Below are 13,075 nucleotides of genomic sequence, written 5' to 3' on the forward strand. Positions count from 1 at the left end.
TCCGACCAGACGAGTCGTCGACGGCACTCAGAGGCGGATCCAGTCCGTCGTCCGTTCGCCAGGTGGGACGTGCCAGCGATGCTGTGGGCCGACCGAACCCTCTCGTAGCTCTATCCAGCCGTCGAACAACCCGATGAACGACGCCTCGACGTCGTACTGTCGCCTGTGGACGTACCCCATCCCACGAACGCCACGGACGATCGTGCCGAGGGCACGCACGAACCGTTCCGATTCGTCAGAATCAGCGTTCGCACTCGAGAGCACTGCATCGACGTCGGGGACGAGCAGCCGGAGCTGCCCCGGTTCGAGTCTATCGGTCCGGCTGTCGAACCGCACCGTCGCCTCCAGTACGGCCTCGCGAAGACCTTCGAGACTGACGTAGTCCGCTGCGGAGAAAACGCGAACGTCGGGTGAGCCTGGCTCGACGGCCTCCGGAAGGAACGCTCCAGGGTCGTCGTCATCCCCCATCACGACGATACGCTTCCTGTCGACGTCGACGGCTCCACCGAGCAGCCGGAACGCCCGTTCTGCGGTCTCCTGTGCGACTGCCCCGGTCACGATCATCGCACAGCCACGGCGCTTGTAGGTCGCGAGGACCGACGCGAAGTCGTCCTCCGCGGCCGCATCTCGGAACGCGGCACCCGAGAGCTGCCGTTCGAACGCGATACGTTCTGCGTCCATATCTGGCACCTACCGCGCGGAGCGTGAAAACGGTTCTCGCTACTCCACGAATTCCTCGACCGAGACGGCAACGTCCTCGCGCCTCCCGTAGACGTCGCTCAGTACGCTGTCGAGTTCGCACAGGAGCCGTGCCTGCTTGGTCTCTGCCAGCGTGTAGGACGGGTAGCCCTCCTCGTCGTGACGCTCGACGAATTCGAGGTCGACGAGCGTGTCTCTGTGGTCGTGGAACGTACTCACTGCGAGCCCCGCGTCCCGAGCGACCGTCGTCGCGCCGAGTGCCTCCCCACGGCGCTCGACGAACACGGCGAGGATGGCGACGCGAGCCGGATACCTGAGAGCTCGGTACAGTGGCTGGTCGAACGGTTCGTCTGCATCCATCAGTTGGATGAACGAGATATGAGTCGAAGTATCTTCTGGAGACTATCCTTCGTTCGCATCATACTACATTTTCGAACGAACGTTGAATATTCTGGCCTGGAAACCCTAATTCAATGAAATTATTCTCGACCAAGCCAACATCTTTTTCACGTTGGCCGGAGCCTGTCTCGAATATGAGCTTCGGTGTTCCCCCAGGGGGGATAGGGTCAGACAAGACCGAATGGGTCATGTCTCGAGCCACCGAGCTCGACGTCCCCCCTGCCGTCGTCTGGGACTTCCTCGAGCGCAACAGCGACGCCGAGGTAGTACGGACAGGCGGCTCTCGGACCCGTCTCGCGAAATTTCTCAAATCACATCTCGACCGCCCCATGGTCTCGGACCATACACGGGTCCGCCTCTACGATGGTCCACTCGGGAGGTACGACTACATCAAAGGTGTTCACTACGCACAGAAGGTCGAAGGTGACGTCAGGCGCATGGTCCACGCGGTCGCCGCCGACCAGCAGATGACCATCGAGGTCGACGGGAACTGCGGCGTCGCCGTTCGCTTCCAGGAACCGGTCGCTTCTGCAGATGCCTACGTTGCCGACGAGATCCTTCGGCGCGCATTCGATATCGACCTCGACGAGACAGACGACATCATCGAGATAATCGACTACGACGACGAACGGTCGTGGTCCGAACTGGAGTGACCCTCGAGTAGTTCTCTGACGTCCGCCTCTGATTCCAGCCAATGGAGACTATCTCTGTAGAAGAGGGGGTAGGAGACGGCCGGTAGTTCCTCTACAAGAAGTGTAGCGTGTACGTCGGTGAAGGAGATTCGACCAGCATCGAGCCTACTCTGTTTCTGATCCCTGAGAGTGAACGAGGTCCATCCACCGACCGAATCGACCCCTTGGAGGTACACGTCGAGATCGAGTCTGTACTCGTCGTCACCCGTTTGCGTTAGCGTCATGACGCTAGGATTCCCCCGCATCTGAGATGCGATACGGGCCAGTCCATCCCCGACCACGATATACGGTGAGCCACCAGATAGACTTCGCCCGACTTGCTCAGTTGCTGCACAGACGGAGAAGCCATCAGCGAGGAGACGAGCCACGTCCTGTCCAGCGCGAACTGCCTCTTCGTTAGAGACTCGTGCGTGCGTTGCGACGACTGCAACGCCCCCATGTTCGACGATATCTTTCGCTTGATGATACGTATCGCACGCATTCAGGACGAACAGATCTGGACAAAGAGAGTCGAGGGAATTGACGTCGAACTGTCCATCCGAGCACCGAAGCCCCTCTTTGGACGCATGTCCGATGAAATGGAACAGATCGCACTGTTCGTCCGAGAGCAATCGAGAAAGCTCTTCTTGGTTTACGTCGGTTCGGAGGTGAACCTCCCGGTCGATTCCGAACGAGTTCCGATAGAACCTGTCGAGGGAGCGTTGTTCCGGCACCATCGTCTCCTCATTACATACGACGGTGATGTCGACTGATTCCGTCGGAGTGCGGCTCCGTAATCTGTTCTCGTACGCCTGCAGTGACCCATGTTCGCCCGTGAGGGGCGTACCCGGCCCGAACCAGATATGAGATACCGCATCGTCGAAGACGGTTGGTTCGACGAAGCGTTCCGGCCCAACAAACGTTCCTCCACCGAACCGTGTGAATTGATTAATCGATATCGAGGGCTTGGATACGAGCGTCCCACGAGCTGGTCTTACGATTCCGAGACGGTGGAGTACGTGTGAAAGGGCTGGGACTGAGGATGCTGCCGGAGGGAGATATGCGACAGCGGACCAACGTGGCACAGATTTCTCGATACGGTTGTACGGTACGTCGAGATACTCTTCGAGTCGGGACGCGATGTCCGCTTCGAACGCCCACTCGGTGTCGAACGGCAGGGCCTCGAACAGCTGGTCGTCGAGATAGTGCGTAGACCGGTACAACCCTTCCGTTCGGCAGGCACAATCGAGTACGAATACCTGTTTTAGTAACCGGACAAGATCATCCTCCAACGTACGGGTGACACCAATATCCACCGTGGTTGCAGAGGTTTCGACGCGTGCGGCCTCACCGATACGGAGGTCTGCACCGAGGTAATACGCAAGCGGGGCTGCACAAAGGAGAGCCGCATACCGTGGCGGGACGACCAGTTCAATCCCTGAAGACGGCGATTCGATGGTGTCGGGGATGTGTAATCGGTCCCCAATCTCGATACGTGGCGGATACGTACGAAGTGTCGGCCACGACCGTTCAGGTGAGGACGAGAGGTGACTGTCACCCAACGCGCTAATCGCCCGAGCGATATCAGAAGGACGTTCTGTCGTCACGACCGTCTCAGTAGGGACGTTCTCCGTGGAGCGGAAACCAAGAGTGACCTGTCTCTCTCGTTCGAACAGGATTCGTGTCTGCGTGCTCGTTTGTTCGATCTTTGGGCGTCCTTCAACGAATAAGTAACATTTCTGTGGGGTGGAGAAGTCGATGACGTAGGTTCCACTCTCGAAGGATCTCCGGTCACCTTTGCGCAGCTCTTCCAGATATGCCATCTCCTCGTTTCTAACGTGGAGGAGAAGCTGATAGTCCAGATAGATGTGATCTGTCTCCACCACGACGGTCTCCTCGACGTACTCCGAGAACGGCACGTCCTCGGGACCTGGCCGGAACTCGTTCGAGGACAGCCTCAGCTGGAGACTCGTCTTCGCAAGCGGGTCTACCACCTGTAGCCCCGTCGGGTCGGACGTCTGGATGAACTGGAGGGACATGCGAGGTGGTCGTCACCCCCTGTAATCTCTCGAGCAATGTAGTCGTTACCGCCGCCGGCGCGTTTTTCCGGCGCACCGACCAACGAACGAACATGACCATCAGACACGATGGCCTCCTTGTCGACTGGCTCGGCTACGCGACGACGCGACTCGAAGCACCCGACGGAACCATGGTCTACCTAGACCCCGGACGGTACGGGGTCCTCTCTGGCGAGTGGGAATCCCCGGGCGGCGAGGACTTGTCTCATCCGGCCCCGCAGAACGACTACCCGAAAGACGGCGACGTCGTCTGTATCACCCACGACCATCACTACGACACCGACGCCATCACGCGGGTCGCCAAGCGGGACGCGACGCTCGTCGTCTACGAGGGCGTCGACGCCGCGAACATCGACCGGGACGTCGATGCCGTCGAGGAACTGCCGTACGAGGTCGTCCGCGTCGACGACGAGGCACAGGTGTCGGTCGCTGGCGTCGACGTCTGGACGGTTCCGGCGTTCAACGAGCCCGATGGGCCACACGCGAAGCCCGACGGGAGCGTCTCTCACCCGCGTGGACTCGGCTGTGGCTTCAAGCTCTCCATCGGTGGTGTCTCCGTCTTCTGGCCGGGTGACGCTGACGCGCTCGACGCGTTCGCCCAGCTCGACGTCTCGCTGTTCCTCGCGAACATCGGCGGAACCGTCGTCTCCGACCGTCACGAAGCGGCGGACCTGGCCGAGGCGATGGACCCCGACCTCGTCCTCCCGGTCCACTACAACACCATCGAGATGCTGACGGCAGATTCTGGCGAGTTCGCGAAAGACGTTGCACGACGAGGGATACCGGTCGTGCTCGACGAGAGATGAGGGTGAAAGAGAGAGAGCCGAGTCGGCCTTCAGATGACGCCCATCTCCGTCAGGCGCTCCGGTAGGTAGGTGTCGGTCACGAAGTCGAGACCGCGTGCCGCGAGTGCCTGCTGTTCCGCCTTCTTCCCGATGTCGAGCTGGAGCTCTATCTGTTCGGTCCAGAACTCGTCCTGGAAGCGCGGGTCCTCCAGTTCGGATTCGAGTGCGTTCACGTCGGAGTCAGAGAGCGGGTCGGTCGGCAGGTCGTAGTCGACGATGTCCTGGGGTCGGATGCCGACGTACTGGGCCTCCGGCGTCGCGAGATACTCGGAGAGGTGTGCGGACTTGATGGAGCCGTAGGCGACCGAGCCGAAGATTCGGTACGACCACGGGTCGCCGTCAGTGAAGACCACGACCGGGAGGTCGAGCTCGTCGTGGAGTCGCTTCGTGATGCGACGGGTCGCCCGGGCGGGCTGGCCCTTCAGGTGGACGACCAGCGTGTTGTACTCCTCGTCGAAGCCGTTCTCGACGAGACGGTCGCGCATACCACCGGTCTCGACGCACAGGACGAAGTCGATGTCGTGGTCGAGGAACTCGACGGTGTCGGGGTTGTTCGGAATCTGGTAGCCGCCCTCGCCGACGTCCTTCTGGCAGTGAATCTCGCGCTCACCGCGGCGGGTCTGCTCGCGGATCTTGAGCGGGCCGATGAGGGTCGCACCCGACTCCTCCGGGCGCATGTGGAAGTCCTCGCGCTTGACCTCGCTGACGATCTCGAGGTCCTCGACGAGCTTGTTCGACTCGTCCTGGCCGTTGAACTGCGCCTCCTCGTTGTCCCACGACTCGGACAGGTAGTACAGCTCACGCAGGGTGGACGAGCGGTCCTCGTCGAGCTGCTGGGCGAGGAAGTCGATGGTGTAGACCGCCTTGAGGAGCTTCCGTGCCCCGCGGACCGAGTTCGCAGAGCGCGAGGAGGTCCGGTCGCCGTAGACCCAGACGTTCTTGTCCTCGTCGTAGATGATGTTGGACTTCGTCCGGGTCGGGAGGGTCATCGCGGGAATCTGCCCGCTCTCGAACTGGTCGTAGAACTCTGCGGCGAGGTCGATGAGCTTTGCTCGGGCCTGGGCGTCTGTGTCGGTACTCATTGGTTCACGGTGAGTTTGGGTGCTTCGACCTGACTGACCGAGAGGTCGAACGATGCGTCTGCCGAGACTGTGTACTCGAGGACGGCCTCGTCGCCGCTTTTCACCTCGGGGTTCCACTTGACGAACCACTCGCCGTCCATCTCGACGACGGTCGCGCCGTCACTGACGTTCGTCGGTTCGGCATCGACGATGTCCGTCACGTCCGGCGACTCGTTCGTGTTGGAGTGGTTCTCGACGACCACCTTCACGGTCTGCATGTCGCCGTTCTCCTCCGTCTCTCGCTCGACGAGCACGTTGTTCATGATTCGCGCCATCGCGTCGTCGATGTTGGGCGTCTCGCGGCCGGTGACGTGGGCGACCTTCTCCGCCATCTGCGGGAGAATGGTCGCGAGGACGTCCTGTTTCTTCTGGCGCTTGCGCATCGAGCGCTGCTTCTTGAGGTAGGACTTGAGCTCGCGAGCGGCCTCCCGGATAGCGAGTTCTATCTCGGCCTCTATCTCCTCGACGGAGGCCACGGCGTCTTTCGACTCGCTCGTGAACGGGACGTTCGTCGAGGCGACGTGGACCATGATGACCACGGGACCGTGCGGAACGCCCGACCCTCCGGGCTGGTCGAGGTTGTAGTTCCGCCAGCCGATGCCTTTGACGACGTCCGTGATGGCGCAGCCGCCGCGCTTGTAGACCAGCGGGACGCGGTTCGCGAACCGGAGCAGGTCAGCCTGTCCCTCGGCCTGCAGGTCGCCACCGTAGGCGATACCGGCCTCGACGATGAACGGGTCGCCGGCGTGGACCTCGGCGTCGCGGGTCGCAGATGAGTAGAACTCGGCGTCGAACACCTTGCGGAGACCCGCGTCGATGAGGTCGGCCGTGATGGGTGAGAGACACGACGTGGGCGGGGCCATGATGTCGGTCTCGCGCATCGCGGCGACGAGGTCGCTGGTGCCGTCGCGGTCGTCCGAGAGGTCGCGGACGTTCGGCGGGTCGTCCGGGACGGTGACCATCGCGTCCCAGATCTCGTCGACGACGTTCTCGCGGGCCGTGTCGCCGAAGGTCGCCTCCTCACGCTCTTCGGTCATGTCCGCGGCCCGGTCGACGTAGTCTCGCAGGTCGTCCCGGGTGAGTCGGTTCCGGACGTCGCCGTCCTCTCCGGGGACGAACTTCGCCGCGAGCCGGTCCGCGAAGGCGACGACCACGGCGTCGTCTTTCTGGACGCTCGTCGCGGCGTCGGCGTGGGCCCGAATCACGTCGCGGAGTCGGTCGTCGCTCTCCTCGTGTCCGTAGCCGGTGATGGTCCGCCAGACCGCGTCGACCACGTTCTCCCGGACCGTCTCGCCGAAGGTGGTGTCGAGGTCGTCCGCGCTCGCGGCCGTCTCGACCGCCTGAATGACCTGATGATGGGCGACGCGACCGTCCGTCGCCAGGGTCGAGAGTCCGTCCACGACCCCTTCGGCGAACGCCGCCTTCGCGTCGGCCGGCTTGTTGTTCACCGCGTCGTCGATTGCGCTGGTGAGTTCGTCGTCGTCGGGCAGCGTCCACGTCATCTCGCGGCCGTAGTAGCGGTCGCGGAAGGCGTCGACGATGTTGTCCGCGGTCTTGCGCCCGACCCGGGTGAACTCGGACTGGACGAAGCCCGAGACGGAGTGCGAGTCGGTCGCCTTCAGCATCTTCAGGACGTTCCCGAGTTCGACTCCGTGCGGGTGCGGGCGTATCTCCTCCGTCTCCTTCGGTAGTTCGTCGGTCGCTCGCTCGAACTTGAAGTGCTCAGTTGGCTCCTTCAGCTCGATGCGGGCGTGGGGGTTGACGACCGCGGTGTGTCGGATGTAGTCGTGGAGCTGTTGGCGCGCCCGCATGTTCGCTTCCATCTCGAGTTCGATTCGGGTGCCGTGGGGACGGTCCCACGAGGTCGTCTTCTCGGCGCGGATCTCGGGCTCGTTCTGGTCCGTATCGATGATGAGCTCGTAGTAGTTCGCCTCCGCAGAACCCTCGGTTCGGGAGGTGATCTTCGCCGGCTTCCCGCTGGTCAGCTGGGAGTAGAGCACCGCCGCAGAGATACCGATACCCTGCTGGCCACGGGACTGTTCGCGTGCGTGGAACCGGCTGCCGTACAGGAGTTTCCCGAAGACCTTCGGAAGCGAGTCCTTGGTGATCCCCGGCCCGTTGTCCTCGACGATGAGGCGGTAGTAGTCGCCCTCCTCTTGGATTTCGACGTAGATGTCGGGGAGGATCTTGGCTTCTTCTGCAGCGTCGAGCGCGTTGTCCACGGCCTCCTTGACCGCGGTCACCAGCCCTCGTGCCCCGCTGTTGAAGCCGAGCATCTGCTTGTTCTTCTCGAAGAACTCGGCGATGGAGATGGCCCGTTGACTCTCGGCCAACTCCTCGGCGATTCCCTCCTCCTCGCCGAGTGTCGACTGGAATGACGTCATCTGTGTCCCCTTTTCCACCGGGAGGTTAAAAGCCGTGTGCAAGCAGGGTGAAAGTGGAACGCGGTCGGGTTGGCCGTCGAGCGTCGAGGGTCCCCCGGGACGGAGAAGCGAGCGATGCTGTCGCTTCGGTGCGGTCGTCGCCCTGGTGTACGTCATCGGGCGGGACGGTATCCGATGCGAGGCAGGTATCGGTCTCTGAAGCGAGTCAGTATCAGTCTCTGAAGCGAGACAGTCACTGTCTCGCTCGCGCGCGAGCGCGCAAGCGAGCGCACACGTGACTTTTATAAGTACCCGCAGACAAGCACAGTACAGGTTTTCATGTCCGAAGAAAGCGAATACAGCGCCGGACAGATTCAGGTCTTAGAGGGCCTGGAGGCGGTCCGGAAACGGCCGGCGATGTATATCGGCTCTACCGATTCTAGAGGGCTTCACCACCTCGTCTACGAGGTCGTCGACAACTCCATCGACGAAGCTCTCGCCGGGTACTGTGACGACATCACGGTGACCGTCCACGAGGACGGCTCCGTGAGCGTCGAAGACGACGGGCGCGGCATCCCCGTGGACACGCACGCCGAGTACGACAGGCCGGCGGTGGAGGTCATCATGACGGTCCTCCACGCGGGTGGGAAGTTCGACAACAAGTCGTACCAGGTGTCCGGTGGGCTCCACGGCGTGGGTGTCAGCGTGGTGAACGCGCTCTCGACCAGATTGGAGGTCGAGATCACGCGCGACGGCGCGGTCTGGAAGCACACCTTCGAGAAGGGCGCGCCGGTGGGTGACCTCGAGAAGGTGCGCGATATGGAGCCGGGCGAAGAGAACGGGACCAAGATTCGGTTCTGGCCCGACGGCGACATCTTCGAGGAGACCGAGTACACCTACTCGACGCTCGCCAACCGACTCCGCGAACTCGCGTTCCTCAACTCCGGCGTCAACGTCACGCTCGTCGACGAGCGCGGCGACGAGCCGAAGTCGGAGACGTTCCACTACGAGGGCGGCATCCGGGCGTTCGTTCGCTACCTCAACGAGACGAAGACGGCCCTTCACGACGACGTCATCTACTTCGAGGACGAGGAGGACAACATCCAAGTCGAGGTCGCCATGCAGGCGACAGACGAACTCCAGGGGAGCATCCACGCCTTCGCCAACAACATCAACACGCGAGAGGGTGGCTCGCACCTCACCGGGTTCAAGACCGCACTCACGCGCGTCGTCAACGACTACGCGACCAAGAACGGGCTTCTCGACGGACTCGACGACACGCTCAAGGGCGACGACATCCGCGAGGGGCTGACCGCCGTCATCTCCATCAAGCACCCCGACCCGCAGTTCGAGGGACAGACGAAGACGAAGCTCGGCAACTCCGAGGTCCGCGGCATCGTCGAGTCGGCGATGCACGAACACCTCGCGACCTACTTCGAGGAGAACCCGAACACCGCACAGGCGACCGTTCGGAAGGCCGTCGAGGCCGCGAAAGCGCGGAAGGCCGCGAAGAAGGCCGAAGAGCTGACGCGGCGCAAGAGCGCGCTCGAATCCACGAGCCTCCCGGGCAAGCTGGCCGACTGCCAGACCCGCGACCCGGACGAAGCAGAGCTGTTCATCGTGGAGGGTGACTCCGCGGGTGGCTCCGCGAAGCAGGCTCGTGCCCCCGAGTTCCAGGCCGTCCTCCCCATCCGCGGGAAGGTCCTCAACGTCGAGAAGCACCGCCTGGACCGAATCCTCGAGAACGACCAGATTCGGAACCTCATCACCGCCATCGGCACGGGCATCGGTGACGAGTTCGACATCGAGGACGCTCGCTACAAGAAGATCATCATGGCGACCGACGCCGACGTCGACGGCGCCCACATCCGGACGCTCCTGCTGACGTTCTTCTACCGGCACATGCGCCCGCTCCTCGAAGCCGGCTACGTCTACGCGACGAAACCACCGCTCTATCGCATCCGCTACAACGGCAACACGTACGACGTGATGAACGACGCCGAGCGCGAGAAGGTCGTCGAGGAGCAGTGCAACGGCAATCCGACGCAGGTCCAGCGGTTCAAGGGTCTCGGCGAGATGAACCCCGAACAGCTCTGGTCGACGACGATGGACCCCGACAACCGCGTCCTCAAGCAGATAAACATCGAGGACGCCGCCGCCGCGGACAAGATGTTCTCGGTGCTGATGGGCGACGCCGTCGGCCCCCGAAAGCAGTTCATCAAGGAACACGCCCCGGAAGCCAGCTGGGTTGACATATGAGTTCAGAAGCCCCCGAATCCCCCGACGTTCCCGCGGACCGCATCGAGCACGTCCGCATCGAAGACGAGATGGAGCAGAGCTACATCGACTACGCGATGTCCGTCATCGTCGGGCGCGCCCTGCCCGACGTCCGTGACGGCCTGAAGCCCGTCCACCGGCGCATCCTCTACGCGATGCACGAGATGGGCGTCACGAGTCGGTCGAGCCACCGGAAGAGTTCGTCCATCGTCGGCGAGACGATGGGTGACTACCACCCGCACGGGGACCAGGCCATCTACGACACGCTGGTGGGCATGGCTCAGGAGTTCTCGATGCGGTATCCCCTCGTCGACGGGCAGGGGAACTTCGGTTCGATGGACGGCGACCCGGCTGCCGCCATGCGGTACACGGAGGCCCGGATGTCGGCCATCGCCGAGGAACTGCTCGAGGACATCGAGAAGGACACGGTCGACTTCTCCTCGAACTACGACGACCGCCTGCAAGAGCCGGACGTCCTTCCCGCCGCGTTCCCGAACCTCCTCGTCAACGGGAGCACGGGCATCGCAGTCGGCATGTCGACGAAGATTCCGCCGCACAACCTCGGCGAGATAATCGACGCGACCATCGAGGTCATCGACAACCCGGCCTGCGACGTCAACGACCTGATGGAGCACGTCAAGGGACCGGACTTCCCGACGGGCGCGAACATCGTCGGCCGGAACTCCGTTCGGAAGGCGTACTCGACCGGCCGCGGCCGCATCCGCGTCCGCGCCGAGTTCGAGGTCGAGGACTGGAAGAAGGACCGGAAACGCATCGTCATCACCGAACTGCCCTACCAGGAGAACAAGGCCCGACTCGTCGAGCGAATCGCCGACGACGTGAACGAGGGAAAGATAGAGGGTATCTCCGACCTGCGCGACGAGTCCGACCGCAACGGCGTCCGGGTCGCAATCGACCTCAAGCGCGGCGCGAACGTCGAAGTCGTGAAGAACCAGCTCGTCGAGCACCACCTCGAGACGACCTTCGGTGTCATCAACCTCTCGCTGGTCGACGGCCAGCCGAAGGTCCTCACGCTCAAGGAGACGCTCGAGCACTACATCGACCACCGGAAGGAGGTCGTCCGCCGGCGCTCGCAATACGACCTGCAGCAGGCCGAGGACCGCGCACACATCCTCGAGGGGCGGCTCAAGGCGCTCGAGAACGTCGACGACGTGGTCGACCTCATCCGCGGTTCCGACGACCGTGACGCCGCGATCGCCGGCTTGCAGGAGACGTTCGACTTCTCCGAGGACCAGGCACAGCACATCGTCCGGATGCAGCTCGGCTCGCTCACCTCGCTGGAGCGCACCGAGATAAAGGAGGAGTACGACGAGACGCTCGAGGTCATCGAGTACCTCGAGTCCGTCCTCGCGAGCGAGGAGAAACTCCTCGACGTCATCAAGATGGAGCTGCGCGAGATACAGGACGAGTACGACGACGACCGCCGAACCTCGTTCGTCGAAGACACCGGCGAGGTCACACACGAAGACCTCATCCCGGAGGAGGACGTGCTCGTCGTCGTCACCGAGGACGACTACGTCAAGCGAATGCCGGTCGACGCCTTCGACGCCCAGCACCGCGGCGGCAAGGGCATCATCGGCGGCGACATCAAGGAGGGCGACCGTGTCTCGAAGGTCTTCCGCGCGAGCACCCACGACTACCTGCTCTGCTTCACCAACCACGGGCAGGTCTACCAGCTGAAGGCCTACCAGATACCCGAGATGTCTCGGACCGCCCGCGGCAAGTCCGCCATCAACATCATCAACCTCGACGACGGTGAGGAGATAACCGCGGTCGTCAACACGGACGACTTCGAGGAAGACGAGGCCATCACGATGGCCACCCGGAACGGCTACGTCAAGCGGACGAAGACCGAAGACTTCCAGAACATCCTCTCGACGGGTATCATCGCCGCCAAGCTGGACGAGGGCGACGAACTCGTCGACGTCGAGGTCACGGACGGGACGAAGGACCTGGTCGTCGCCACCGAGCAGGGGATGACCATCCGCTTCGACGAGAGCGAGGTCCGGACGATGGGTCGGAACACCCGCGGTGTTCGGGGCATCAAGCTGGACGACGACGACAGCGTGGCCGGACTGGTCGCGACCGACGAGTCCGACGAGCGCGCCCTGCTGACCGTGACGAAGAACGGCTACGGCAAGCGCACCCTGCTGTCGAACTACCGTCGCCAGTCCCGCTACGGGAAGGGCCTCATCGACATCAAGACGAACGAGCGCAACGGTCCCGTCACCTCGGTCAAAGCAGTCGAGGAGGCGGACGACGCCATCGTCATGTCCGAGGCCGGGCAGATCATGCGCATCCGCGTTTCGGACGTCTCGCTCCAGGGTCGGAACACAATGGGCGTGACCGTGATGGACCTCGACGAGGGCGATGCAGTCGCCACCGTCGACGTCATCCCGGCACCTCGTGCTGACGACGAGGCCGACGACGAGGAAACGGAGGCCGCCACGGTCGAAGCAGACGACGACGAGTAAACACGGCACTCGTCGCTCCACCGACACGGAAACACCCTCTTTCTGCGAGTCACCTCGGGGACCGGCTGGTCTATCAGGGCAGTAGCTATAGCCACGGGGAACCTCCCCGCACGTCACGTATCCAGAC

General features: G+C 62.8%; 9 protein-coding genes. 4 read left to right on the forward strand and 5 right to left on the reverse strand.

What is annotated here, in order from left to right; all coding sequences use genetic code 11:
* Nucleotides 1-27: 27 nt before the first annotated feature.
* Together ACSC1Y_RS03500 and ACSC1Y_RS03505 are read right to left on the reverse strand one after the other, a co-directional pair.
* Complete coding sequence (locus ACSC1Y_RS03500) at nucleotides 28-681, reverse strand: DUF7504 family protein (RefSeq protein ID WP_435333297.1); 654 nt, start codon at nucleotides 679-681, stop codon at nucleotides 28-30.
* 39 nt (nucleotides 682-720) lie between these two features.
* Entirely contained in the window at nucleotides 721-1,059 is a 339-nt protein-coding gene (locus tag ACSC1Y_RS03505; RefSeq protein WP_435333298.1) for a helix-turn-helix domain-containing protein, read from the reverse strand.
* Nucleotides 1,060-1,286: 227 nt separating this feature from the next.
* On the opposite strand from ACSC1Y_RS03505, the gene ACSC1Y_RS03510 reads away from it, so the two are divergent.
* A complete protein-coding gene (locus ACSC1Y_RS03510) occupies nucleotides 1,287-1,751 on the forward strand; it encodes a hypothetical protein (RefSeq protein WP_435333299.1) in 465 nt (154 codons plus the stop codon).
* On the opposite strand, the gene ACSC1Y_RS03515 is transcribed toward ACSC1Y_RS03510, so the two are convergent.
* Nucleotides 1,715-3,808, reverse strand: a complete 2,094-nt coding sequence (locus ACSC1Y_RS03515; protein ID WP_435333300.1) for a hypothetical protein — start codon at nucleotides 3,806-3,808, stop codon at nucleotides 1,715-1,717. The two genes, ACSC1Y_RS03510 and ACSC1Y_RS03515, sit on opposite strands and share 37 nt — an antisense overlap.
* A 92-nt stretch (nucleotides 3,809-3,900) precedes the next feature.
* Here ACSC1Y_RS03515 and ACSC1Y_RS03520 point away from each other — a divergent pair, with 92 nt between their 5' ends.
* The gene (locus ACSC1Y_RS03520) at nucleotides 3,901-4,653 is read left to right on the forward strand and encodes an MBL fold metallo-hydrolase (RefSeq protein WP_435333301.1); all 753 of its coding nucleotides are present in this window, start codon (nucleotides 3,901-3,903) and stop codon (nucleotides 4,651-4,653) included.
* Nucleotides 4,654-4,682: 29 nt separating this feature from the next.
* On the opposite strand, the gene ACSC1Y_RS03525 is transcribed toward ACSC1Y_RS03520, so the two are convergent.
* Nucleotides 4,683-5,774 carry a DNA topoisomerase IV subunit A gene (locus ACSC1Y_RS03525; protein ID WP_435333303.1) on the reverse strand — a complete coding sequence of 364 codons (1,092 nt, stop codon included), beginning with the start codon at nucleotides 5,772-5,774 and terminating at the stop codon, nucleotides 4,683-4,685.
* Complete coding sequence (locus ACSC1Y_RS03530; protein ID WP_435333304.1) at nucleotides 5,771-8,197, reverse strand: DNA topoisomerase VI subunit B; 2,427 nt, start codon at nucleotides 8,195-8,197, stop codon at nucleotides 5,771-5,773. The genes ACSC1Y_RS03525 and ACSC1Y_RS03530 overlap by 4 nt, the downstream gene beginning before the upstream one ends.
* 318 nt (nucleotides 8,198-8,515) lie before the next feature.
* Between ACSC1Y_RS03530 and gyrB the strand changes: the two genes are divergently transcribed.
* Nucleotides 8,516-10,435, forward strand: coding sequence for a DNA topoisomerase (ATP-hydrolyzing) subunit B (gene gyrB / locus ACSC1Y_RS03535; protein ID WP_435333305.1), 1,920 nt, complete (start codon nucleotides 8,516-8,518; stop codon nucleotides 10,433-10,435).
* On the forward strand, nucleotides 10,432-12,948 hold the full coding sequence (gyrA, locus tag ACSC1Y_RS03540) for a DNA gyrase subunit A (RefSeq protein ID WP_435333306.1): 2,517 nt from the start codon (nucleotides 10,432-10,434) through the stop codon (nucleotides 12,946-12,948). The genes gyrB and gyrA overlap by 4 nt, the downstream gene beginning before the upstream one ends.
* Nucleotides 12,949-13,075 lie beyond the last annotated feature (127 nt).

This window comes from Haloarchaeobius lipolyticus, from assembly GCF_051208015.1.
Classification (GTDB): domain Archaea; phylum Halobacteriota; class Halobacteria; order Halobacteriales; family Natrialbaceae; genus Haloarchaeobius.

Excerpts from the sequence above, each read along its gene's own strand:
- gyrB (WP_435333305.1), top strand. The coding sequence starts at position 8,516 with ATGTCCGAAGAAAGCGAATACAGCGCCGGACAGATTCAGGTCTTAGAG.
- ACSC1Y_RS03530 (WP_435333304.1), bottom strand. The coding sequence starts at position 8,197 with ATGACGTCATTCCAGTCGACACTCGGCGAGGAGGAGGGAATCGCCGAG.
- ACSC1Y_RS03510 (WP_435333299.1), top strand. The coding sequence starts at position 1,287 with ATGTCTCGAGCCACCGAGCTCGACGTCCCCCCTGCCGTCGTCTGGGAC.
- ACSC1Y_RS03520 (WP_435333301.1), top strand. The coding sequence starts at position 3,901 with ATGACCATCAGACACGATGGCCTCCTTGTCGACTGGCTCGGCTACGCG.
- ACSC1Y_RS03505 (WP_435333298.1), bottom strand. The coding sequence starts at position 1,059 with ATGGATGCAGACGAACCGTTCGACCAGCCACTGTACCGAGCTCTCAGG.
- ACSC1Y_RS03525 (WP_435333303.1), bottom strand. The coding sequence starts at position 5,774 with ATGAGTACCGACACAGACGCCCAGGCCCGAGCAAAGCTCATCGACCTC.
- ACSC1Y_RS03515 (WP_435333300.1), bottom strand. The coding sequence starts at position 3,808 with ATGTCCCTCCAGTTCATCCAGACGTCCGACCCGACGGGGCTACAGGTG.
- ACSC1Y_RS03500 (WP_435333297.1), bottom strand. The coding sequence starts at position 681 with ATGGACGCAGAACGTATCGCGTTCGAACGGCAGCTCTCGGGTGCCGCG.
- gyrA (WP_435333306.1), top strand. The coding sequence starts at position 10,432 with ATGAGTTCAGAAGCCCCCGAATCCCCCGACGTTCCCGCGGACCGCATC.